17 protein-coding genes, 2 tRNA genes and 3 rRNA genes are annotated in these 22291 nt (G+C 56.6%); 14 read left to right on the top strand and 8 right to left on the bottom strand.

Translation table 11 applies throughout. From position 1 onward, the window contains the following. Positions 1 to 12: 12 nt before the first annotated feature. A complete protein-coding gene (locus LJD29_RS05965; protein WP_446744837.1) occupies positions 13 to 2154 on the top strand; it encodes a hypothetical protein in 2142 nt (713 codons plus the stop codon). A 123-nt stretch (positions 2155 to 2277) separates the two neighbouring features. Beyond that, the gene (locus LJD29_RS05960) at positions 2278 to 3315 is read left to right on the top strand and encodes an aldo/keto reductase (RefSeq protein WP_446744836.1); all 1038 of its coding nucleotides are present in this window, start codon (positions 2278 to 2280) and stop codon (positions 3313 to 3315) included. Between the two features lie 38 nt (positions 3316 to 3353). Here LJD29_RS05960 and LJD29_RS05955 read toward each other — a convergent pair whose 3' ends face one another. After that, the gene (locus tag LJD29_RS05955) at positions 3354 to 3809 is read right to left on the bottom strand and encodes a nucleoside deaminase (RefSeq protein WP_446744835.1); all 456 of its coding nucleotides are present in this window, start codon (positions 3807 to 3809) and stop codon (positions 3354 to 3356) included. 455 nt (positions 3810 to 4264) lie between these two features. Here LJD29_RS05955 and LJD29_RS05950 point away from each other — a divergent pair, with 455 nt between their 5' ends. Both LJD29_RS05950 and LJD29_RS05945 read left to right on the top strand, forming a co-directional pair. Further along, complete coding sequence (locus LJD29_RS05950) at positions 4265 to 5641, top strand: APC family permease (RefSeq protein ID WP_446744834.1); 1377 nt, start codon at positions 4265 to 4267, stop codon at positions 5639 to 5641. Further along, positions 5622 to 7325 (top strand): L,D-transpeptidase family protein, encoded by a 1704-nt coding sequence (locus LJD29_RS05945; RefSeq protein ID WP_446744833.1) that lies wholly within the window; start codon positions 5622 to 5624, stop codon positions 7323 to 7325. Before LJD29_RS05950 ends, LJD29_RS05945 begins: the two co-directional genes overlap by 20 nt. Positions 7326 to 7372: 47 nt before the next feature. Here LJD29_RS05945 and LJD29_RS05940 read toward each other — a convergent pair whose 3' ends face one another. Together LJD29_RS05940 and LJD29_RS05935 are read right to left on the bottom strand one after the other, a co-directional pair. Further along, positions 7373 to 8305: a branched-chain amino acid transaminase gene (locus LJD29_RS05940; protein WP_446744832.1), complete on the bottom strand. Its 933-nt coding sequence runs from the start codon at positions 8303 to 8305 to the stop codon at positions 7373 to 7375. A 93-nt stretch (positions 8306 to 8398) separates the two neighbouring features. Continuing rightward, positions 8399 to 8758 carry a response regulator transcription factor gene (locus tag LJD29_RS05935; protein ID WP_446744831.1) on the bottom strand — a complete coding sequence of 120 codons (360 nt, stop codon included), beginning with the start codon at positions 8756 to 8758 and terminating at the stop codon, positions 8399 to 8401. 329 nt (positions 8759 to 9087) lie between these two features. Between LJD29_RS05935 and LJD29_RS05930 the strand changes: the two genes are divergently transcribed. The 8 genes from LJD29_RS05930 (at position 9088) to LJD29_RS05895 (ending at position 17655) form a co-directional block, all read left to right on the top strand. Then, positions 9088 to 9792 carry a MarC family protein gene (locus LJD29_RS05930; RefSeq protein WP_446744830.1) on the top strand — a complete coding sequence of 235 codons (705 nt, stop codon included), beginning with the start codon at positions 9088 to 9090 and terminating at the stop codon, positions 9790 to 9792. 1051 nt (positions 9793 to 10843) lie between these two features. Further along, positions 10844 to 12343: ribosomal RNA gene (locus LJD29_RS05925) — 16S ribosomal RNA — on the top strand. 284 nt (positions 12344 to 12627) lie between these two features. Then, positions 12628 to 12704: transfer RNA gene (locus tag LJD29_RS05920), tRNA-Ile, on the top strand. Positions 12705 to 12729: 25 nt separating this feature from the next. Then, a tRNA-Ala gene (locus tag LJD29_RS05915) sits at positions 12730 to 12805 on the top strand. Between the two features lie 318 nt (positions 12806 to 13123). Further along, positions 13124 to 16045, top strand: a 23S ribosomal RNA gene (locus LJD29_RS05910). Positions 16046 to 16264: 219 nt separating this feature from the next. Next, positions 16265 to 16381, top strand: a 5S ribosomal RNA gene (rrf, locus tag LJD29_RS05905). The 16S, 23S and 5S rRNA genes sit together here with 2 tRNA genes alongside, the layout of an rRNA operon. A gap of 85 nt (positions 16382 to 16466) precedes the next feature. Continuing rightward, a complete protein-coding gene (locus tag LJD29_RS05900) occupies positions 16467 to 17087 on the top strand; it encodes a hypothetical protein (RefSeq protein ID WP_446744829.1) in 621 nt (206 codons plus the stop codon). Positions 17088 to 17208: 121 nt separating this feature from the next. Then, positions 17209 to 17655, top strand: a complete 447-nt coding sequence (locus LJD29_RS05895; RefSeq protein ID WP_446744828.1) for a hypothetical protein — start codon at positions 17209 to 17211, stop codon at positions 17653 to 17655. 35 nt (positions 17656 to 17690) lie between these two features. On the opposite strand, the gene LJD29_RS05890 is transcribed toward LJD29_RS05895, so the two are convergent. Beyond that, complete coding sequence (locus LJD29_RS05890) at positions 17691 to 18518, bottom strand: hypothetical protein (protein ID WP_446744827.1); 828 nt, start codon at positions 18516 to 18518, stop codon at positions 17691 to 17693. 103 nt (positions 18519 to 18621) lie between these two features. Between LJD29_RS05890 and LJD29_RS05885 the strand changes: the two genes are divergently transcribed. After that, positions 18622 to 18960: a phage holin family protein gene (locus tag LJD29_RS05885; protein ID WP_446744826.1), complete on the top strand. Its 339-nt coding sequence runs from the start codon at positions 18622 to 18624 to the stop codon at positions 18958 to 18960. Here the strand turns inward: LJD29_RS05885 and LJD29_RS05880 are convergent. Both LJD29_RS05880 and LJD29_RS05875 read right to left on the bottom strand, forming a co-directional pair. Further along, positions 18957 to 19421, bottom strand: coding sequence for a hypothetical protein (locus LJD29_RS05880; protein WP_446744825.1), 465 nt, complete (start codon positions 19419 to 19421; stop codon positions 18957 to 18959). The two genes, LJD29_RS05885 and LJD29_RS05880, sit on opposite strands and share 4 nt — an antisense overlap. Then, positions 19418 to 20023: an RNA polymerase sigma factor gene (locus LJD29_RS05875; RefSeq protein ID WP_446744824.1), complete on the bottom strand. Its 606-nt coding sequence runs from the start codon at positions 20021 to 20023 to the stop codon at positions 19418 to 19420. Before LJD29_RS05875 ends, LJD29_RS05880 begins: the two co-directional genes overlap by 4 nt. An 85-nt stretch (positions 20024 to 20108) precedes the next feature. On the opposite strand from LJD29_RS05875, the gene LJD29_RS05870 reads away from it, so the two are divergent. Beyond that, positions 20109 to 20888, top strand: a complete 780-nt coding sequence (locus tag LJD29_RS05870) for a class I SAM-dependent methyltransferase (protein WP_446744823.1) — start codon at positions 20109 to 20111, stop codon at positions 20886 to 20888. 45 nt (positions 20889 to 20933) lie between these two features. Here LJD29_RS05870 and LJD29_RS05865 read toward each other — a convergent pair whose 3' ends face one another. Beyond that, positions 20934 to 21665: a tetratricopeptide repeat protein gene (locus LJD29_RS05865; RefSeq protein WP_446744822.1), complete on the bottom strand. Its 732-nt coding sequence runs from the start codon at positions 21663 to 21665 to the stop codon at positions 20934 to 20936. Positions 21666 to 21810: 145 nt separating this feature from the next. After that, positions 21811 to 22191 (bottom strand): TraR/DksA family transcriptional regulator, encoded by a 381-nt coding sequence (locus tag LJD29_RS05860; protein ID WP_446744821.1) that lies wholly within the window; start codon positions 22189 to 22191, stop codon positions 21811 to 21813. Between the last annotated feature and the right edge of the window lie 100 nt (positions 22192 to 22291).

Raw genomic sequence — 22291 nt, 5'->3', positions numbered from 1 at the left:
AGGAATGAACGAGTGAGACGCAGAGATTTTCTTTATTCCCTGGGTGCGGCTACGGCTGCTGCTACGATTTCAGGAAATTCACCTCGTACGCTGGCGATGGAACCGGCTTCCCGCATCGACCGCAAGTCCCTGGTGCATCGTCATCTTGTGGTGATGGAGAAGCCCGATGCTCTCGCTCCGCTCTCTGTAGGAAATGGCGAGCTGGGGTTTACAGCCGATGTGACCGGTCTGCAGACCTTTCCGCAATTTCACGAGCCGGGGATGCCGTTGCATACCATGGCGCAGTGGGCCTGGCACGAGTCGCCGAATCCTCACCATTACACGCTGGAGCAGACCATCGCGCAGTATGACAGCCACGGCCGGAGTGTGCCCTATCCCTCAGAGGATCAGACTCCTGCCGGCGAGTGGCTGATGAGCAACCCTCACCGCTTCGACCTGGCACGTATTGGTTTTGCTCTGCCGCAGGTCGAAGGACGGGATGCGGTCCTTGAGGACCTGCGAGGTATCCACCAGACGCTCGATATATGGAATGGCATTCTCACATCGAACTTCACTTTCGAAGGTGAGCCAGTGAGGGTGGACACGCTGGTTCATCCCAGCCTGGATCTGCTGGCGGTGAGGGTGCAATCTTCTTTGCTTCGCGACGGCCGGATGCCCATTCGTATCGAGTTTCCCGGCAGCGCTGACAGCTGGAAAAATCAAGGTGACTGGAGCCATCCGGAGACGCACACCACACGGGCGACGCTGCGCGCCGGCAATGCGGACTTCGTTCGCCAGCTCGATGGCACAACGCTGACGTATGCGCAGGCTGCGTGGAGCAGCGGCGCCAGCTGTCATCAGGTCGCGCAGCATCGCTTTGAATGGCATGCGCAGGACGACACCCTGGAATTGCTCGTGGCTTTCGCTCCCAAACCATTGTCTGCTCCGCTGCCTACATTTGCCGCAGTGAAGGCAAGTGCGCAAGAACATTGGAACCGTTTCTGGATGAGCGGCGGCGCTGTCGATCTCTCTGAGAGCAGCGATCCGCGCTGGATGGAGCTGGAGCGCCGCATCGTTCTCTCGCAGTATCAAACGGCGGTAAACTCCGCCGGCTCACTGCCGCCGCAGGAGACAGGCCTGGTCGTGAATAGCTGGGGCGGAAAGTTCCACATGGAGATGTACTGGTGGCACGAGGCTCATTTCGCACTGTGGGGGCGCGAAGCGCTGTTGAAGCGAAGCCTCGGTATCTACAAAGACCTGCTGCCAGTAGCGCGGGAGACTGCCGCACGGATCGGCTGCAAGGGCGCCCGCTGGCCCAAGATGATCGGCCCGCAGGGCCGCGAAAGCCCCAACGGTATCAACCCGTTTCTCGTGTGGCAACAGCCACATCCCATCCATCTGGCTGAGCTGATGTACCAGGCGGAGCCGACAGCCGTGACTCTCGATTTCTTTCGAGAGGTCGTGATTGAATCCGCGGAGTTCATGGCCTCGTTTGCCTGGTGGAATGTGGAGCGGGGCTGTTTCGAGCTTGGTCCTCCGATCACGTCTGCGCAGGAAGAAGGCTTTCGCAGCCGCAGCACCGCAAAGAACCCGACCTATGAACTTGCATACTGGAGCTGGTCGCTCGGCATTGCGCAGCAGTGGCGCAAGCGGTTCGGCATGGCGCCTGCCCCGGAGTGGGAACGAGTGCGGAAGCATCTTGCTCCGCTGGCTATACGCGATGGAGTGTACGTGGAACTGGAAACACCGGAAACTCCATTCACCGACCATCCCACCATGCTGGCTGCATTCGGCGTTACTCCGGCAACTCCGATGGTCGATCCCGGCACGATGCAGAAGACGCTCGACTTTGTTTTTGCGAAGTGGGATCAGAAGACGACCTGGGGTTGGGATTACCCCATGATGGCGATGACAGCGGCGCGTCTTGGACGCCCGGATCAGGCGATCGAGGCTCTCTTTATCGATACGCCGAAGAACCGTTATCTGCCCAACGGGCACAACTTTCAACAACTGCCGGAGCTGCCTCTGTATCTGCCGGGCAACGGCGGGCTGCTCTTCGCGATCGCTCTGATGGCGGCTGGTTGGAAGGGCGCTCCGGCGACCCACGCGCCCGGTTTTCCCGGTAAACAACAAGGATGGGTGGTGCGGCACGAGGGTCTCAGGCAGGCGCTCTGATGTGGCTCCGGAAGTATGATCGACGGAGAGCATTCAGCTCGAAATTGCGCTGGCAAGAACTTCGCGAAGCGACGCGCGCTTCGCTACCGGTTTCAGTAACCTGCTGGAGATAGGACGGTAAGAGTGGAATACAGACAGCTTGGCTATTCGGGTCTGAAGGTATCCGCGCTCAGTTATGGCGTGGCGACTTTTGGAGGCGGTAACGAATTCTTCAACGCCTGGGGTGGCACAGAGGGCGACGAAGCGAAACGGCTCGTCGATATGTGCCTGGACGCCGGCGTGAATCTCTTCGACACCGCCAACGTGTATTCAAACGGCCGGGCCGAAGAGGTTTTTGCGAAGGCCATCGAAGGCAAGCGGCACAAGCTGCTGATTTCGACCAAGGCCACCTTTCGCATGACCGACGGCCCGAACGAAGTGGGGTCTTCGCGCTATCACCTGATCGACCAGTGCAACGCTAGTCTGAAGCGGCTGAAGACCGACTACATCGACATCTACCATATGCACGGCTTCGACGCGACAACGCCAGTGGAAGAGACTCTGGATGCGCTGAACACGCTCGTTCATGATGGAAAAATTCGCTACATTGCCTGCTCGAATTTCTCAGGCTGGCACCTGATGAAGTCGCTGTCTGTGTCGGAGCGTTATGGCTGGTCCCGTTATGTCGCTCACCAGGTTTACTACTCGCTGGTAGGCCGTGAGTACGAGTGGGAACTGATGCCGCTCGGCCTCGATCAGAAAGTCGGCGCGCTGGTGTGGAGTCCGCTGGGATGGGGACGTCTCACCGGCAAGTTGCGCCGCGGAAAGCCGTTGCCCGAAGTCAGCCGACTGCACAAGACCGCGGAAAAAGGGCCGCCGGTGCCGGAAGAATATCTCCACCAGGTCGTCGATGCGCTTGACGAAGTTGCAGCCGAGACGAATAAGACCGTCGCGCAGGTGGCCTTGAACTGGGTACTTCAGCGGCCGACCGTTTCGAGTGTCATTATGGGCGCGCGCAACGAGGAACAACTCAAGCAGAACCTTGAAGCTGCCGGTTGGAACCTCACCCCGGAGCAGGTTGCAAAGCTGGATAAGGCGAGTGACCTGACGCCCATCTATCCGTACTGGCATCAGCGTCAGTTCACTGAGCGCAACCCTGCGCCGGTCCCGCTTTACGAATAAGTGAACCAGGCCCGGAGGGACGAACGTCGTTCCGGGCTTTACTCCTCGCCGATATCCTCGTTCCAGATCTCCGGATGGCTGGCGATAAATCCTCCAAGCAGGTCCACACACTCCTGCGAATCGAGGTCGATCACCTCGACGCCGCACTCGCGCAGCCATTCGAGCCCGCCACGAAAAGTCCGGCTCTCGCCGGCGATCACCGTCGAAAAACCGAACTGCCGGATCAGGCCGCTGCAGTACCAGCAGGGAGCGAGCGTCGTGACCATGATCAGGTTCCGGTAGGAGCGTTGCCGCCCGGCATTACGAAAGGCATCCGTTTCACCGTGCGAGGAGGGGTCGGAATGCTGTACGCGGCGATTGTGGCCGCGCCCCAGCAAAGATCCGTCGCAATGAAAGATCGCGGCTCCTATAGGAATGCCGCCTTCGCAGAGGCCCGTCCTGGCCTCTTCCAGAGCGACAGCCAGCATGCTTTGTGCCTGACTTTGCAATATCATGCCGCAAATATACAACGCGAACGCGGAGGTCTCGCCGGGGGATTCTTCCGGGTGAGTTCGCAGAGCGGGACCAGCGCTTTTGCCGTTTGTGTACTGATTCGATACGTAGCTATTACCAAAGTTCGCTTGTTTCTGGAAACCCTCTATAGCACTCTTACGTCATCGACCCGTTTTCATCATGAACTAAGCGCCGACAGAGATCGGTGGCTAGGTTTGTATCCGGAAGGCTCACGAGAGACGCGATCAGCGTCCCAGGGCCTGTTCCGTTGAGTCAGGTTGCATCACTACGGCTGTTTTACCTAACCGTATCAGGGGGCGAAGAATCTCTTCGCCCCACTTTTTTACGACCCTCCTCTCTATCATCTGCAGCAAAAAATCTTGACTTGCTTTAGAGCGGCAAGCAGACTGTAGCCTCATCCGACAAAATCTGCGTTTCCAAGAAGGAGAGCCTGCCGTTGCCGCCTGAAACCGTACCCGTTCTGGCCGATAGAGGGGCGACGACTGGCTACGGGCTGCGCAAACAGGTGCTGGGACCGTGGGAGACGCTGGCGCAATCGGTGTCGGCGATCGCTCCCACCGCGTCTCCGGCGATGACCATTCCGCTGGTCTTCGCGCTTTCCGGTAACGGAACGTGGCTGACATACCTGCTGGCAACCTTGGCGATGACGCTGGTTGGGCTGGTAATCGGTTGTTTCGCGCGCCGTTCCGCCTCGCCGGGGTCGCTGTTTACCTACACTGCCGAATCAATGCCCGGCTGGGCCGCATGCGTCTCTGCATGGGCCTTGCTGCTGGCATACGTCGCAACGGCGTCGAGCGTTGCCGCGGGTTTTTTCAATTACGCGAATGTACTCGCGCAGGCGGCATTGGGCCGCAGCCTGTCTCCGGTGATGTTGCTGGTAATCGCTGTACTTGCAGCCGGAGCCATGGCCTATCGCGACATCAAGCTGTCAGCCGAAGCGATGCTATGGATGGAAGGCGCCTCGGTCACCTGTATCGTCGCGATTCTCAGTCTTACGGTGTGGAAGCACGGTTTGCATTTCGACATGGCGCAGTTGAGCCTGCATGGAGTGAAGCCTTCAGGAATCGGACTGGGCATAGTGCTGGCGCTTTTCAGCTTCGTCGGTTTTGAATCGGCAACCACGCTCGGAGAAGAGGCGCGCAATCCGCTCGTAACGATTCCTCGTGCCGTGCTTCAGTGCGCTGTCGGTTGTGGCGTTTTCTTTGTGCTGAGCGCTTATGCGGAGGTCGTTGGTTTTCGAGGTGTGCATCCGGGGCTTCAGGAAGTCGCCGCTCCGCTGCATGCTCTTGCTGCCATGGCCGGGGTCAACCTGCTCGGCGTCCTGGTGGATATTGGCGCTATGGTCAGCCTTTTTGCCTGCACGCTTGCCTGCATCACCGCTGCTTCGCGCGTACTGCTGCTGATGGCGCATCGCGGGCTGGTGCCAGCCGGTTTAGGCAGAACGCATGCCAGAAACGAAACTCCTCACGCGGCCGTGGTCATCACTGCCGCGGCCACGTTTATTCCTCCGGTGCTTCTGGCCGCACGAGGGGTAAGCGGTGGAGATATCTACGGCTGGATGGGCGCGCTCGCTACCTACGGATTTCTTACCGCTTATGCCCTGGTCTGTGTCGCTCTGCCCCTGCATCTGAGACGGGTGGAAACAGTTTCTCCGGGTGTGCTGCTGCTCTCTCTGGCAGCCTTTCTCGCGATGGTGCTGGCCATGGCAGGCAGTGTTTATCCTATTCCGGCTGCACCGTACTCGTGGCTGCCGTATATCTATCTTGGCTATCTCGCCCTGGGGTTGAGTTGGTATGGACTGCGGCGCACGTAGGCTGTTCGCATCGCTTGTACTTGGCGCACTGGTGGCGTGTTCGCATTCGTCGCCGCAAACGGCTGCTCCGGTGGAGTCTCCTCAGGAGCAGTCCTCCGCGGTAAGCCCGGCTATATCGGCCCGGTTGCATGAGATTGCAGCAGCGGGACGCCTTGCCAGCTTGCGCTGGCCGGATTTCTCCGACTACCGCGCACACCTCGAGCATGCTTACGAAAGCACAAACTTCACGCCAATCTGGCTGTATCGCGGCGAGCCTTCGAGGCAGGCGCTTGCGCTTGTCCAGGCATGGAAAGACAGTCGTACCAAGGGTCTTGAGCCGGAGGAGTATGACGCTTCGCGCTGGGGAGCGCGCATCGCGGAGTTGAAGGCCGATGCATCCAGGGCCGCGGATTTTGATGCGGCGTTCACGGTCTGCGCCATGCGTTATGTCTCCGATCTGCATATCGGTCGCGTCGATCCGAAGCACTTCAAATTTGGAATCGATATCGGCGAGAAGAAGTACGACCTGCCGCAGTTCGTCGTCTCGAAGCTTGCGCATGCGGACGATGTGAACTCCGTGCTGGCAGGAATTGAGCCCCCCTATCTTGGCTACCGCAATACGGAAAAGGCGCTCGAACACTACGAAGTGCTGGCTGCGCAAGGGGATGGTAGCCCCGTGCCCGGCGTAACAAAGGCGATCGGTATAGGCGATGGCTACGCCGGAACGCAGGCGTTAACTGCACGTCTTCTGCTGTTGGGCGATCTGACTCCAGGTGCGGAAACAAACGCTGGTGCAGGCATCTTTGACGAGCCTCTTTCGTCGGCCGTGCAGCGCTTCCAGGTGCGTCATGGGCTTGCAGCCGACGGCAGATTGGGCAAAGAAACGGTTCGTCAGCTGAATGTGCCGCTGGCTGTGCGTGTTACGCAGCTGGAGAATGCGCTGGAACGCTGGCGATGGTTGCCACCTGCGTTTCCTCAGCCGCCGGTTGTGGTGAACGTGCCCGAATTTGTGCTGCGCGTCTTTAACGCACAAGAGCAGGTGACGATGCAGATGAACGTGGTGGTGGGGCGCGCCATTGCTACGGAAACGCCGATCTTCGCGGATCAGATGCGTTACATCGTCTTCCGCCCCTACTGGAATATTCCACCCAGCATCGTGCGCAAAGAGATTCTTCCCGGGCTGGCGAAAGATTCCAACTATCTGCCAAGAAAGCGGATGGAGATTACCGATCGTAGTGGCAAATTGCTGACCGCAGGCGCCGTCAGCAGTGACCTGATGCAGCAATTGCGCCGTGGTTCGGTAATGGTGAGGCAGAGGCCGGGAGCCGACAACTCACTGGGACTTATCAAGTTCATCTTCCCAAACTCCAGCAACGTTTACCTGCACAGCACCCCGGCTCCGCAGCTCTTCGCGCAATCGCGCCGCGACTTCAGCCATGGATGCATACGTCTGGAACGTCCAGCCGAACTTGCCGGATATCTTCTTGCCGACCAGGGATGGACGGAGCAGAAGGCAACGGATGCGATGCAGTCAGGCCAGGATAATCGGCAGGTGAACCTCAGCCATCCTGTGCCGGTGTTGATTCTCTACGTAACAGCGGTTGCGGAACAGGACGGCTCGGTACATTTCTTCGATGACATTTACGGGCACGACAAGATGCTTGAGCAGGTGCTGGCGAAAGGGCCGCCGTATCCAGTGCAATAAAAAGGCAGCCTTTGCAGGCCGCCTTTTTATCGAGATACGCAGTTCTGCTAAACCGAGACGGCCTGCTCGACGTTGACTGGAGTAAGCCAGCCGAAGCGATCGGGACGCAGTCCATTAGCAATGCCGAAGAACTCGTCGGCAAGCTGCTTGGTGATCGGTCCGGTCTTGCCGTCGCCGATCTGGATGCGATCGACAGAGCTGATCGGAGTGACCTCTGCAGCGGTACCGGTGAAGAAGACTTCGTCAGCGATGTAAATCAGCTCGCGGGGCAGCGACTGCTCGACCACGGTAATGCCGAAGTGCCGCGCCAGCGTCAGGATGGAGTCGCGTGTGATGCCCGACAGAACCGAGTTAGCGAGTGGCGTAGTGTAGAGCACCCCATTGCGCACGAGGAAGAGATTCTCGCCCGAGCCCTCGGAGAGGTAGCCGTTCACATCGAGCCCGATGCCCTCGGAGTAGCCGTTGATATCGGCTTCCATGCGTATCAGCTGCGAGTTCATGTAGTTTGCACCGGCCTTCGCGAGGGTGGGCATGGTGTTCGGCGCCAGGCGGTTCCACGACGAGATGCACACGTCTGCTGCTTCACCGTGTACATACTTGCCCCACGGGAAGTTCGCCATGTAGACCTCGACAGGCGAAAGCTTGGGATTCACGCCGATCTCTCCGTATCCACGAAAAGCTATCGGGCGGATGTAGCAGGGAGCCACTCCGTTGGCTTCAATCAGTTCCACGACGGCGCTCGATAGCTGCTCAAGCGAATAAGGCAGCGGCATGCGATAAATCTTTGCCGAGTCGATTAGCCGCTGCATGTGCTCTGGCAGCCGGAAAACGGCCGCGCCCTGCGGCTGTCCGTAGCAGCGGACTCCTTCGAAAACCGATGAACCGTAATGCACAACGTGACTCATCACATGGATCTGTGCCTTTTCCCATGGGATGAGGTTGCCGTTGTGCCAGATCTTGCTGGTGGCTTGAATAGGCATGCGACGCCTTCTCCTTTTTCCTCGTGAAGAATCGATTATATCGCTGAAGAAAGGGCGCGCCGCCGCCTATTCGAGCTGTAAGTGGCCTCCAATTCAGCTGCTTTGGAGGCCGTGCCCTGGTTCCTGCTCAAAGCAGCGGAGCAGGGCTTCGGGCAGGGTGCGTGCATCGCGTGCGAAGATCGCATCGCCTGCCAGGCCGCTCGATCTCAGGATCGGGTCGGCGAGGTAACCCAGAAACTGCTGCGAACTGTGCCGCTTGATCTGGGTCGCGGCCAGTAGCGCCTGAGCGACCGACTCGTGATTATCGACATCGAGCAGCACCGCATGGTGGCGGTGCTGCAGCCATAACTCTTCAACTTCGGCGAATGATCCTACATGCTGTACCGCGAAGTGCGCGGATGAGAGCACCTCTCGGATAGCTTTCAGATCGTCTGAATTTTTACCTGCCAGCAAAACCGAGAATTTCTCCTCTCGAGAACCCGTTGCCGGCATAAAATCCTGCAGTGTGTCCGAATCCATGGGCTGCTTTCTCCCTTTTCGCCCGTGGCTCCAGGCTTCCTGGATTGGAAGCGCGGTCCGCGGACCCTAGTTGGAGTACGCACAGACCGTGCCAAACTGATTTTTTGATAAGTGAATGCGAATGTGCTATTTACGTAGCATCGATGCGGGCAACCTATTGCCGCTGTGTAAGCCTGAGGCACCTTTCCCTGCGATTGGGTACTTTTGACGCGAATCCGAACAGAAGCGCGTTAACTCTAAGTAAGCAATAGGGAAGACAACGAATGGTGAAATGGCTGAGCGCATTCTGGGGACCCACGGCGACGGCGTTGCACGGCCTTCATTCGCCCTACGTCCGGTTCTCACTGCTGGCCCTTAGCTCGATCTTTTTTCTTGTCGATCCCCTCGCAACCTTGCCGTCCTTCGTGGCGATTACAGCCGGGTCGGATAAAGCGAGGCGCAGGCGCATGGCAGCGAAGGCCTCCTTCACCTGCTTCGTCGTACTCACCTCGTTTGCGCTGGCAGGCCGGCTGATATTCCGCATGTTTGGCATCACACTGCCTGCCTTTGAGATCGCCGGAGGCCTGATCCTTCTGCTTATCGGCATAGACATGCTTGAAGCCCGGCGTTCTCCTACCCAGGAATCCTCCGATGAAACCGTTGAAGCAGCCGGCAAAGAAGACGCTGGCATCGTTCCGTTAGGAATTCCCATGCTGGCGGGCCCTGGAGCCATATCCAGCGTAATGGTCCTCGTCGCCCAGGCATCGACCTTCGTCCATATGCTTGCGATTCTTTCAGCGATCGCGATTACAGCAGTCGCCAGCTATGGCGTTCTGAGCGGCGCTGATCGCGTCCGGAAAATTCTGGGCGAGACGGGAATTCGTATCCTTGTGCGCATTATGGGATTGCTGCTCGTAGCCTTGGCGGTACAGTTCTTTGTGAACGGATTGACCGACCTGGGAGTAATTGCCCGGCAGATATCCGACTGAAGCTGTTGCGAAATAGTGGCAGACGAATGGACTAAGCTGTCCGTTTCATCCAGTATTCATGCGGCCTCAGCCAGCTTTTCAACAGATTTACACTGTTTTCAACATTGCTCGTCCTGCTGGAGCTCGATAGTATTCATCTTGTCGCGGCGATAAGGCAGACAGCTGACGCAACGTGCCAAGCCCGACATAAGGCAGTCAAAACAAAGCGGTTTGCATAAGCAGGCAAGCGATGTTAAGGTAAGAAAACTGAGTCGAGAGCGAGAGCGATCGAGGCAGAAGAGAAGTAAAGCAGAGCAGTTGCAAAAGCAAACAAGCGATGCTAATGTAGGAGAGCTGAGTCGAGAGTAACAGTGATCGGCGAGGCAAATAGCAAAGAGCTTGCGTAACCAAGCAAGTGATGCTAAAGTAGAAAAGCGACGCGATGAGAAATAAACGCGGAGCGAAGTAAGACAAGTAAATGGAAAGCAGTTGCAAGTAAGCTTCGCTGTGCGGGCTCTTGAGCTTGCCGAAGTAAATAGCGAAGCGGGTGTTCGATTGACGCAGGGCGTCACAATCAGCGAACAATCCAATTGCTAAGTGAGGGCTAGGCCCCACGCTGAAATTCGGACAAAATGTCCGGCTTCAGATTGACAGCATGTCTGTCGCTGAAGAGCGATCTTTAAAAGTTTCGTGCTGTGTGCGATACCCGGTAGGGTTGAGCGTATCGAGCCCCAGGCTTTCAGGCTGCTTTAAGCGCCGAAAGCGACGCGACAAAAAGCGAAAATAAACGCTTGACGCGATGGGCAAAGTTCGATACTCTTAAAAAGTTCGCGCAAAAACACAGCGCAACAAGTTCGAGGGCCGCAACGAGGTTGCGATTCCCCGATCCAATGGCCCGCTCAGGCGGTTAACCGTGTGGATCTTTGACAATCAGGTTGAACATGCCAGTCGTGAGAATTGATAAAGTCTAGGCTTGATCATTCTCACAATGTTAGTCCTTCGCGATCTTTCGAGCATCGCGAAGGCGATTACTCCAATGCGACCTCCGTCGCTTGGTAGTAATCATCAGGTTTCAAACGAGAGTTTGATCCTGGCTCAGAATCAACGCTGGCGGCGTGCCTAACACATGCAAGTCGAACGAGAAAGGGACTTCGGTCCTGAGTAAAGTGGCGCACGGGTGAGTAACACGTGACTAACCTACCCTTGAGTGGGGAATAACTAGGAGAAATCTTAGCTAATACCGCATAACACCTACGGGTCAAAGGAGCAATTCGCTTAAGGAGGGGGTCGCGGCAGATTAGCTAGTTGGCGGGGTAATGGCCCACCAAGGCAGTGATCTGTATCCGGCCTGAGAGGGCGCACGGACACACTGGAACTGAAACACGGTCCAGACTCCTACGGGAGGCAGCAGTGGGGAATTTTGCGCAATGGGGGAAACCCTGACGCAGCAACGCCGCGTGGAGGATGAAGTCTCTTGGGACGTAAACTCCTTTCGATCGGGACGATTATGACGGTACCGAGAGAAGAAGCCCCGGCTAACTTCGTGCCAGCAGCCGCGGTAATACGAGGGGGGCGAGCGTTGTTCGGAATTATTGGGCGTAAAGGGTGCGTAGGCGGTTCGGTAAGTCTTGTGTGAAATCTTCGGGCTCAACTCGAAGTCTGCACGAGAAACTGCCGGGCTTGAGTGTGGGAGAGGTGAGTGGAATTTCCGGTGTAGCGGTGAAATGCGTAGATATCGGAAGGAACACCTGTGGCGAAAGCGGCTCACTGGACCATAACTGACGCTGATGCACGAAAGCTAGGGGAGCAAACAGGATTAGATACCCTGGTAGTCCTAGCCCTAAACGATGATCGCTTGGTGTGGCGGGTACCCAATCCCGTCGTGCCGTAGCTAACGCGTTAAGCGATCCGCCTGGGGAGTACGGTCGCAAGGCTGAAACTCAAAGGAATTGACGGGGGCCCGCACAAGCGGTGGAGCATGTGGTTTAATTCGACGCAACGCGAAGAACCTTACCTGGGCTCGAAATGTAGAGGAATCCGGTGGAAACATCGGCGTCTAGCAATAGACCTCTATATAGGTGCTGCATGGCTGTCGTCAGCTCGTGTCGTGAGATGTTGGGTTAAGTCCCGCAACGAGCGCAACCCTTATTACCAGTTGCTAACATTTAGTTGAGCACTCTGGTGAGACTGCCTCGGATAACGGGGAGGAAGGCGGGGATGACGTCAAGTCCTCATGGCCTTTATGTCCAGGGCTACACACGTGCTACAATGGTCGGTACAAACCGTTGCAAACCCGCGAGGGGGAGCTAATCGGAAAAAGCCGGCCTCAGTTCGGATTGCAGTCTGCAACTCGACTGCATGAAGCTGGAATCGCTAGTAATCGCGGATCAGAATGCCGCGGTGAATACGTTCCCGGGCCTTGTACACACCGCCCGTCACATCACGAAAGTGGGTCGTACTAGAAGCAGGTGAGCCAACCGCAAGGGGGCAGCCTTCCAAGGTATGATTCATGATTGGGGTGAAGTCGTAACAAGGTAGCCGTAGGAGAACCTGCGGCTGGATCACCTCCTTTCTAAGAGAGAACGCCATGGCAATCTTATGTATCCGCGAATGCGGACGATCTCTGATCGTTCATAAGATGTGTCATGCATCTCGATGCTTGTCCCTGACCTGCATCGAGAATTCTGATACAAGCCTTCTCTGCTTTATCTAAAGTTCTAGCGATGGTCAGAAGCGGCGTAGCTGCTTCGCATGTTCAACCTGGTCCTCGAAACTTCTCGAAGGACTGCGAGCAGTCGGGCTCAGCGTGTGCGCATAACGAGCGCGATCAACCGAAGCATCTGTTTAAACGGTGTCGGGCCTGTAGCTCAGTTGGTTAGAGCGCACCCCTGATAAGGGTGAGGTCGGTAGTTCGAATCTACCCAGGCCCACCATGACCGAAGCAAATCGCAACGGACTGGGGCTGTAGCTCAGCTGGGAGAGCACCTGCTTTGCAAGCAGGGGGTCAGGAGTTCGATCCTCCTCAGCTCCACCAAGTTCTTAGAGCTGCCTTAAGTTGGAAGCCTTGAAATTCAAGACTTCGAGCTTTGGGCAGGAAGAAGTAAGTATCTTCATGTTCGATCTGCCTCAGGGCAGACGCAAGCAACATAGTTTGCGTTCAGGATGTTTGACAACGAAATCGATTGGGTAAATATATTACAAGGCTGAGCAACACCCTTGTCGCTGGTTCGTACCGGCAGGCAAGGAGGTTGGTTAGTTGAGTGTCTTTAGAATATTTGCAATCTCTTGAAAGGTAAGAGGTTGCTAAGGCGAATTAATACCTGGAGTTACTCCTGCGTGGAGTTAATTCTATGGTCAAGCTACTAAGGGCGCACGGTGGATGCCTTGGCAGATACAGGCGATGAAGGACGTGGCAAGCTGCGATAAGCTTCGGGGAGCCGCACACAGGCGTTATATCCGGAGATTTCCGAATGGGGAAACCCTCTTAAGCAAACCTTAAGAACGGCCCGCCGAATACATAGGCGGGCACGAGCGAACTCAGGGAAGTGAACCATCTCAGTACCTGAAGGAAAAGAAAGAAACCTCGATTCCGAGAGTAGTGGCGAGCGAAATCGGAACAGCCCAAACCCGTTGCATTTCGGTGCGTCGGGGGTTGTAGGACCTGCAACAGTAGAGTTACCAATCCAGTAGTTAGTCGAATCCTCTGGAAAGGGGATCCATAGAGCGTGACAGGCGCGTAGACGAAAACTATCTGGACTCGAAGCAGGCACCTGAGTAAGGCGGGGCACGTGAAACCCTGCTTGAATCCGCGGAGACCATTCCGCAAGGCTAAATACTCGTATCTGACCGATAGTGAACCAGTACCGTGAGGGAAAGGTGAAAAGAACCCCTGTTAGGGGAGTACAAAGTACCTGAAACCGTGTGCCTACAAGCAGTGGGAGGACTATGCGCGCAAGCGAATGTCTGACCGCGTGCCTATTGCATAATGAGCCGGCTAGTTATTCTTGTCAGCAAGGTTAAGCGTAAGCGAGCCGAAGCGAAAGCGAGTCTGAATAGGGCGTTAAGTTGGCAGGAATAGACGCGAAGCGGGATGATCTACCCTTGGCCAGGTTGAAGGTAGGGTAAAACCTATTGGAGGACCGAACCGGTGTTTGTTGAAAAAAGCTCGGATGAGCTGAGGGTAGGGGTGAAAGGCTAATCAAATTCCGTGATAGCTCGTTCTCTCCGAAATAGCTTTAGGGCTAGCCTCGGATGATTTGCGGTGGTGGTAGAGACCTGGATGGACTAGGGGGCTTTCCGGCTTACTGAATCCAACCAAACTACGAATGCCATCGACAACCAGTCCGGGAGTCAGACTGTGGGGGCTAAGCTTCACAGTCGAGAGGGAAACAGCCCAGATCGCCTGCTAAGGTCCCAAAGTTACAGTTAAGTGGGAAAGGAAGTCGGAACGCCCAGACAGCCAGGAGGTTGGCTTAGAAGCAGCCATCCTTTAAAGAAAGCGTAATAGCTCACTGGTCAAGCGGTCCGGTGCCGACAATACAACGGGGCTAAAACTGTACACCGAAGCAGCGAATGCACACCTATGGTGTGCGTGGTAGGAGAGCATTCTCAACAGCATTGAAGCCAGACTGAGAAGACTGGTGGAGCGTTGCGAAGAGACCCTGCCGGCATAAGTAGCGATAATGAATGTGAGAACCATTCACGCCGAAAGTCTAAGGTTTCCTGAGGAAGGTTAATCCGCTCAGGGTTAGGCGGTCCCTAAGGTGAGGCCGAAAGGCGTAGCTGATGGACATCCGGTTAATATTCCGGACCTCCCAACCTTCGTTTGACGATGGGGAGACGCAGAAGGATAAGCAGGACCTCATATGGCTATGGGGTTTGATGCGCGTAAGCTGGTTCCGATAGGCAAATCCGTCGGAGCTTAACAGTGAGGCGCAAAACAGTAAGGCGTATGCCTGAAAGCTGCTGAGTTCACGCTGCCGAGAAAATCCTCTAAGGAGAGGCGTTGGGAACCGTACCACAAACCGACACAGGTAGACGAGGAGAATATCCAAAGGCGCTCGAGTGAAAGCTTGTTAAGGAACTCGGCAAATTAGACCCGTAACTTCGGGAGAAGGGTCGCCCACCTCTGGTGGGCCGCAGTGAAACGCGTACGGCGACTGTTTAACAAAAACACAGGTCTCTGCTAAGTCGAAAACGACGTATAGGGGCTGACTCCTGCCCGGTGCTGGAAGGTTAAAAGGAGAGGTTAGCCGCAAGGCGAAGCTTTGAATTGAAGCCCCAGTGAACGGCGGCCGTAACTATAACGGTCCTAAGGTAGCGAAATTCCTTGTCGGGTAAGTTCCGACCTGCACGAATGGAGTAACGATCGTACGACTGTCTTAACGAGTTGCTCGGCGAACTTGTAGTACCGGTGAAGATGCCGGTTACCCGCAGCTAGACGGAAAGACCCCGTGCACCTTTACTACACTTTAACTATGATTTATGGCTCTTGCTGCGCAGGATAGGTGGGAGGCTTTGATACCAGATTCTCGGATTTGGTGGAGCCACCGGTGAGATACCACCCTGCGAGTGCTGTGAATCTAACCTACTCCCGTCATCCGGGAGAGGGACATAGTTAGACGGGTAGTTTGACTGGGGCGGTCGCCTCCTAAATTGTAACGGAGGCGCGCGAAGCTACTCTCAGACTGTTTGGAAATCAGTCGTCGAGTGCAAAGGCATAAGAGTGGTTAACTGTGAGACCTACAAGTCGAGCAGATGCGAAAGCAGGCCTTAGTGATCCGGTGGTTCTGTATGGAAGGGCCATCGCTCAACGGATAAAAGGTACGCCGGGGATAACAGGCTGATCGAAGCCAAGAGTTCATATCGACGCTTCGGTTTGGCACCTCGATGTCGGCTCATCGCATCCTGGAGCTGTAGAAGGTTCCAAGGGTTAGGCTGTTCGCCTATTAAAGCGGTACGTGAGCTGGGTTCAGAACGTCGCGAGACAGTTCGGTCCCTATCTGCTGTGGGCGTAGGAGATTTGAGGGGGGCTGTCCTTAGTACGAGAGGACCGGGATGGACGAACCTCTTGTGTTCCAGTTGTCATGCCAATGGCACGGCTGGGTAGCGAAGTTCGGTTGTGATAACCGCTGAATGCATATAAGCGGGAAGCACGCCCCAAGATGAGATCTCCCTGAAGGGCCCAGGAAGACCACCTGGTTGATAGGCTGGATGTGGAAGCGCAGTAATGCGTGTAGCTTACCAGTACTAATCGCCCGTTCGGCTTGTCCATAGAATTAATTCTGCGCAGTATTCTGCCAGACACATTCAACAAGCCTTGTAACAAACCAACTCAATCGATTTCGTTGTGAGATATTAGAATTGAATGGCGCCAGTTTGCCACTTCGACGCGGGAGAACAAACCCGCAATATGAAGCTGGCTGCGGGAGAAACAGCCCGCCAAGCGCCCCCAAAGTTTTGGTGCTCTCGAATATGAGGGCACCTCAAGTTTGCCGGTGACCATACTGCGAGGGTCCCACCCGTTCCCATCCCGAACACGGAAGTTAAGCCTCGCTGGGCCGATGGTACTGCACGCGAAAGTGTGTGGGAGATTAGGTGATTGCCGGCATAAATCTCACGAAAAGCCACTCTACGGAGTGGCTTTTTGCTTTTGTACCTTTGCTCGATCCCTCTAAAGCACCTAAGCTTAATTCATGTTGCTGCGTTTTCCGCCTTTCCGTTTCGCGGTTGTCAGCCTTGCTGTCCTAATCGTCACATCCCAGTCCCTACCCGAACCGAGCCATCCTGACGCGGTGGTGCCGCTCTGTTCGAAGCAGATCACTTTCAAAGCGAGCTATCTGGTAGAAACAAAGCCCGGAATGGGGCCGAGTTATCTATTTAAGATCGAGAACGATACGTCGAAGCCGATCCGGTTGGCCGAACCGATACCATCGAGCGCTCATTGGTACGCACGCGTGGGCAGCAAATGGCTATGGAGGGCTTCGAGCGGCGCAGGCGGAAGCTACGTGAACGCCTTGAGCGAAAAGGGAGAGCTTTTCGCTTACCAGCCCCGCGCGGCCTCAGAGGAGCACCCAATCATTACCATTCCGGCTCATGGTTCTCATGAGTGGACGGCCGGGGAACATGAGATTGCGGCCCTGGCCTATAGGCCTAGCTGCGCGATATGCAATAACCCTGGGGAGCACGATTACCGAGGGGTGTTCGCGTATGCATTCGTGCCGCTTCCCGAACAGCGGACGGAGGGCCTGCTGCCTTGCGGCCTGAGGACCGCACTGGTGGAGATGCCACCGAAAGAGATTGCTGCAGGCAAATAATTCGGAAATTCCAGCTCTTTCGGGCAGTCCACCGCAGGCAAACCATCGTCTAGTTCTGAGAAGACCGCGCAACCTCCCACCGATCGCGGGGTTCTCAAGAATGTCGGAGGTACCATCGCTTATGAAGAAGTCCGTTTACTCCCTCGCGCTGGCGGGTGTGCTCTCCCTGGGCATCGCTGGCGCAGCTTTCGCGCAAGACAATGCCGCTCCGCCGGATCAAGGTCCTGGGGCCATGCAAGGTGGCGGCCCGCACCGGATAAATCCCGACCAGCAACTGAAGCGTATGACCAGGCAGCTCGATCTGACGGCAGATCAGCAGACGCAGATCAAGCCCATTCTAGAAAGCCGCGCCACGCGGATGCAGCAGCTGTTCCAGGATCAGTCCATGGACCCGCAGGATCGCCGCAGCAAGATGCGTGCAATCCAGGACGACACCAGCAACCGGATCGAAACCGTGCTGAATGATTCACAGAAGCAGAAGTTCGAACAGATGCAGGCGCAGATGCACGAGCGCCGTCAGGGCGGTGGAGAGGAAGTAGCTCCCCCTCCGGCACAGCCGCAGCTTTAATCCCGAAAAGGCCGTCGCACAGCGCGACGGCCTTTTTATTGTTTTGCCTGGGCGCTGGGCTGCTGAAGGGCCTCTGCGTGGAAGCGCTGGTAATCCTTGTCTATCACATTGATGTCTGCGCGGAAGCCGATCAATCCAATGGCATGCGCGACGACGTGAGCCTGGGCGTCGGTTGGGAGCCACAGTTCGTTGTTGACGAGCTTTTGGTTGAAGGTGAAATTGCTTCCCTTGCCAACGGAGAATAAGCCGAAGCCCAGGTGAAAGTTATCGTCGAAATGGGCGATCATCCGTCGAACTTCCCGGTCTTGTTCGTCGATCCACAAGGTTCCTGAGAGCTTTTTCGATGCATCCTCTGCCATGCCGTGCGTCCTGGCGTGCGGATCCCCGATGAAATCGAATGTAATCGTGCTGCGACCGTCCAGCATCTCCCGCCGGGGCCGGGAGACTTTCATGATCGACAGCAGCCTGCTGATGCTTACGGCATCTTTCTCGGTCGCTTCCCCGGCTGGCGTCCTCTGGGCCTTTTCTACGGCCTTCATCACCTTTTCCTGCTCTTTTTTCTGCTCTCCCTCGCTGAGCTCTTTGCCGTTCTTCTTCACCATGCGCTCGATTTCGTGTGTATTCACGAAAAAGATGTCATCATCCTCCGTCTCGAATTTCTTAACGTTTCCGTTTTTGTCGAGCTCATGCGTTTCTGTGACTTCGCGGTAGGTGTAGTTCTCGCGGGTTTGGTCGAGTCTGCGCTGGTGTTCTTCCACCTGCTGCATCAGTGTCGGTACGTCGGGCAGTGGGGCCTGCTGGGCCAGCAGGCTGACTGACAGAGAGAGAGATGTCGCGGTGAAGAGGATGCGAATTGCCAACATAGCTTGTCTTTGTAGATTACGCTGGGTAGGTTACGCTGGAACGACCCCGCAAGTTCCATGCTTTTCGGCCAGCGGGGCGCACGACTGAGAAGGTGAACGACAAATGTTTCTCTTATTGATTCGGTGGTTTCTGCAAGCTGCGGCCTTAATGCTGGTGGCTTACTTCGTTCCTGGCTTCCATGTGCGCAGTTTGCCTGCAGCGCTGGTGGCGGCGGTGGTGATTGGCTTGCTGAATGCCACGCTGGGTTTCGTTCTCAAGATCCTCACGTTGCCGCTGGGTATCCTCACGCTGGGACTGTTCTTCCTGGTCATCAACGCGATTATTCTCAGGCTGGCCAGCGGATTGGTCCCCGGCTTCACCGTGGCTTCTTTTGGAGCGGCATTTATCGGCGCAGCGGTTCTCGCGCTGCTGCACATGCTGATTGAAGCTCTCTCAGATTAGGGCTGCTGTGGGACCGTCTCTCCAGCGCGCTTTTTTGCGTCTGGGGCTACGGTAGCGCGTCCGTCGGCTGGTTTACGCACTGCTCGAGGCCTGCCGCTGGGCGTCACCTGCTGTGTCGCCAGGCGCGCTGCGGAAGCGGCGCCGATGCCTCCGGAAGGAGACACTAATCGAATATCCGCACCGGGCGTCGCAGGCAAGGTGGCGCGCGAATGGCGGACGCTGCCGCCAACAATCAACGCGCAAGCGAGTCCGCAGGACATCGCCGCCATCATGATGCGCGGAAGCGAAAAGTCTCTGCTAAGCGCCTTTCTTTGCACGCCCTTCAGACGGGCGTCTGCGATGTGAATTGCGACTCGCCCCTCCAGGCCGGGTTCTGGTGATGCATTCCCAATGGACTGCAGGGTTTTGTCGATCATGGCATTGTGACGGTCGTGCAGGCCGGCAAGTAGATCAGTTTTCATCGCGAGATTCCTTCCTTCTCCAGCATGTCGGAGAGCAAGCGGCGTGCGCGAAAGATTCGAGACCGGACGGACGACTCGGTTGTCTGCAACACGTTTGCGATCTCGACGGTGGAGAGCTCGTCGACCGCCGAGAGTAACAGCGCCTGGCGTTCTTTTTGCGGCAGGCGATCGATCAGGGCCAGGATCCGGGAGTGTGTTTCGGTAGACACCAGCGAATCGTCAGCGCTGGCTTCTGCAGTGGGAAGAATGCGGGCGTAATCCGCAATATCGTCGTTTTCGGGGCGGGTCTTTGCCCGGCGTTTGCGGTCGAGAACCACGTTCCAGACGATTCGGATAAGCCATACGCGAGGGTCGCGAACTTCGGACAGCTTGTCTTCATTCCGCAACACACGCACAAAAGTTTCCTGCACCGCGTCCTCTGCTTCGGCCGCGTTCCGAACGACCGAATAGGCAACGCGGTAAAGAGTCGCCGAATAGGTAGCGACAAGGCTCACAATGGTCTGACTCGAATCCAACTCTTTGACCGGGACTGTGACCCGCGCCTCCTCGGAAATAAAAGCCGGAGACATCCAGTTACCCAGCTCTCCCGGAAAAGATCCCATCCTATACTCCCTGAGAAACAGACGGGACGCATAGCGATTTCGTTCGTCAAGAACCAGGAAACTTCCTGGCGTAGGATTTTGAAAGATGCGCCGCAGAACCTGGTTTGAGTTTCACGATCATCGCCTCTATCCACAGTTGCTGAGAGACCTCTTCACCGAGGCATTAGAGACCCTTTGGAACAGGCTGGCGACCTATCGGTGCGTCGCTCCGAAGCTGAGAGCGCATCTCGAATCGGCGGGAGCGGGGCAGATTGTCGACCTTTGCTCCGGCGGTGGAGGTCCCTGGGCTACGCTCTTTCGCGACTTCGACTGCGCGATCGTTCTCACCGATAAGTATCCGAACAACGAGGCCTTTCGGCGGCTGGAGATAGCGAGTGCCGGCAGAATTACGTACAGGCCGGAATCTGTCGACGCCACGCAGTTGCCGAACGATCTGCGGGGTTTTCGCACTGTCGTCTCATCTTTCCATCACTTCGCCCCAGAGGCGGCGCGGGCGATCTTGCGGGATGCATTCGAGCGAAGAGAGGGGATTGCTGTACTCGAGGTAGCCCAGCGTGACCTCAGAACCGCTATCGCTACCGTGGCGCTGCCCCTGCTCGCGCTGGTCACCGCCCCGAAGATCAAGCCCTTCCGCTGGGCACGGATCTTCTGGACGTATTGCCTGCCCCTAATTCCGCTGACGCTCTGGCTGGATGGAATTCTGTCGTGCTTACGCGCGTACACCCGGTCTGAGCTGGAGGAACTCTCAGCTCCGCTTCATGCAAAGGACTACTCGTGGGAATGCGGCGAATATCGGGGCGGAATGGCGGGGGTACTGTATCTGATCGGGACGCCCCATCGGGAACTGGACGAGACGGTTAAATAAGAAAGGCACGCGCGATGCGTGCCTTTCCTTTTGAACCGTCGAGGTTTAACGTGCGAGTCCGGTAGGCGCCTTGGCTCCGGAGAGCTTTTGCGTGGCGATCTGGCCGGCTACGCCGGTTTTGTCCTCGTCCTTTATTTCGGCATAAAGCTTCTTTGCCTGTTCAGGATTGGTGTTCTCGTAGAGCTGTGCCAGCTGCAGCTTGGCGGCGGAAGCCGGGACCGTCTGGGCTGGCTTCTTGATGATCTGCTGGTAGAGATCGACTGCCTGACCGGCGCGGTTGGTCTGGCGATAGAGGCCGGCGAGCGCCATCTTGGCAAGGGCAGCCAGCGAGCTGTCATGCGAGGAGGCAGCCTTCTGCAAGGTTGATTCAGCCTGTGCGTCCTGTCCCATATCCAGGTAGGTGAGACCGGCGAAATATTCGGCGTTCGCTCCCACATCGGACCATCCGTAATCGCCGGCGATCTTGGTAAAGAGCGGGTTTGCGGCCTTGGCGCGTTCTGCAGCCGAGGTATAGGAGGCCTCGCCGGGCGCGACCGGCTGGCCGGCTGTGCGGATCGGAGCGGTATAAACGTCCATCGCCTTGCCGAAGGCAACGGATGCCTGCTCGGTGCGGGAGTTGTAAACAACGCAGCCGACGACAATCACTGCAACAACAACGACCACGGCGATCGCGATCTTGATGAGGTTCGTGCGATTCGCCTGGACCCAGTCGACGCTCGACTCGGTTGCGTTAACGAGCGGATCCTGTTTCAGTGCGTGACGTGTTTGTGTATCCACTGCGAGGGACATCCTTCTGGGCGGGAACGTTCGGCAGCGCGGCCAGCTCGTAGCCGCGCTACGTTTAGATGCTATTAGTCTATCAGCGCAAAAAAGACCGGGTCAATCGCCGCGCGTTGACCGCATTGCGATGATTTTGCGAGTTTTATGCGGCTCGCGACGGGTCTTCAAGTTCGCCCCTCTCCCGTTTTTCCTGGCAATCGATGCAGTAGGGAGTGGATGGCATCGCTTCCAGGCGCTTCGCGCCGATTTCATTGCCGCAATGGGTGCATTCTCCAAAGCTCCCATCCTCGATGCGTTGCAACGCCTGGCCAACCGACCGCAGCTGCGCATGCCCTTTACTTCCTTGAGAGAAAAGCATCTCGCGTTGGTAGGAGGAAACAGCCTGGTCGGCTACATCCTGGGTCTCTTCCGTGAACGTTGCGCGGCCCTGTTCTACTGTGGCGGACATGGTCTGCTGAAGCTGCCGCTTCTGCTCGAGCAGCTTTTCCTGAAAATGCTTCAATGACTGAGCGCTAAGGGACACGTTGCGTACTCCTTCGATGGGGGATTCCCAAACTTAAGCTTCTTGGACGACGCGAAGTCTGCGAAGGTTAACCGGCAGTCGTTTTTTCCCGCTTTTCCTG

Origin of the sequence: Silvibacterium acidisoli (assembly GCA_022870745.1) — a bacterium.
Classification (GTDB): domain Bacteria; phylum Acidobacteriota; class Terriglobia; order Terriglobales; family Acidobacteriaceae; genus Silvibacterium.
The sequence above is the reverse complement of the archived record's forward strand: the minus strand, read 5'-3'. Positions and strand labels throughout refer to the sequence as shown.

Bases quoted from the DNA above. Each gene is read 5' to 3' on its own strand.
- LJD29_RS05955 (WP_446744835.1), bottom strand. From the start codon at position 3,809: ATGATATTGCAAAGTCAGGCACAAAGCATGCTGGCTGTCGCTCTGGAA.
- LJD29_RS05945 (WP_446744833.1), top strand. From the start codon at position 5,622: ATGGACTGCGGCGCACGTAGGCTGTTCGCATCGCTTGTACTTGGCGCA.
- LJD29_RS05940 (WP_446744832.1), bottom strand. From the start codon at position 8,305: ATGCCTATTCAAGCCACCAGCAAGATCTGGCACAACGGCAACCTCATC.
- LJD29_RS05930 (WP_446744830.1), top strand. From the start codon at position 9,088: ATGGTGAAATGGCTGAGCGCATTCTGGGGACCCACGGCGACGGCGTTG.
- LJD29_RS05900 (WP_446744829.1), top strand. From the start codon at position 16,467: ATGTTGCTGCGTTTTCCGCCTTTCCGTTTCGCGGTTGTCAGCCTTGCT.
- LJD29_RS05895 (WP_446744828.1), top strand. From the start codon at position 17,209: ATGAAGAAGTCCGTTTACTCCCTCGCGCTGGCGGGTGTGCTCTCCCTG.
- LJD29_RS05890 (WP_446744827.1), bottom strand. From the start codon at position 18,518: ATGTTGGCAATTCGCATCCTCTTCACCGCGACATCTCTCTCTCTGTCA.
- LJD29_RS05885 (WP_446744826.1), top strand. From the start codon at position 18,622: ATGTTTCTCTTATTGATTCGGTGGTTTCTGCAAGCTGCGGCCTTAATG.
- LJD29_RS05880 (WP_446744825.1), bottom strand. From the start codon at position 19,421: ATGAAAACTGATCTACTTGCCGGCCTGCACGACCGTCACAATGCCATG.
- LJD29_RS05875 (WP_446744824.1), bottom strand. From the start codon at position 20,023: ATGGGATCTTTTCCGGGAGAGCTGGGTAACTGGATGTCTCCGGCTTTT.
- LJD29_RS05870 (WP_446744823.1), top strand. From the start codon at position 20,109: ATGCGCCGCAGAACCTGGTTTGAGTTTCACGATCATCGCCTCTATCCA.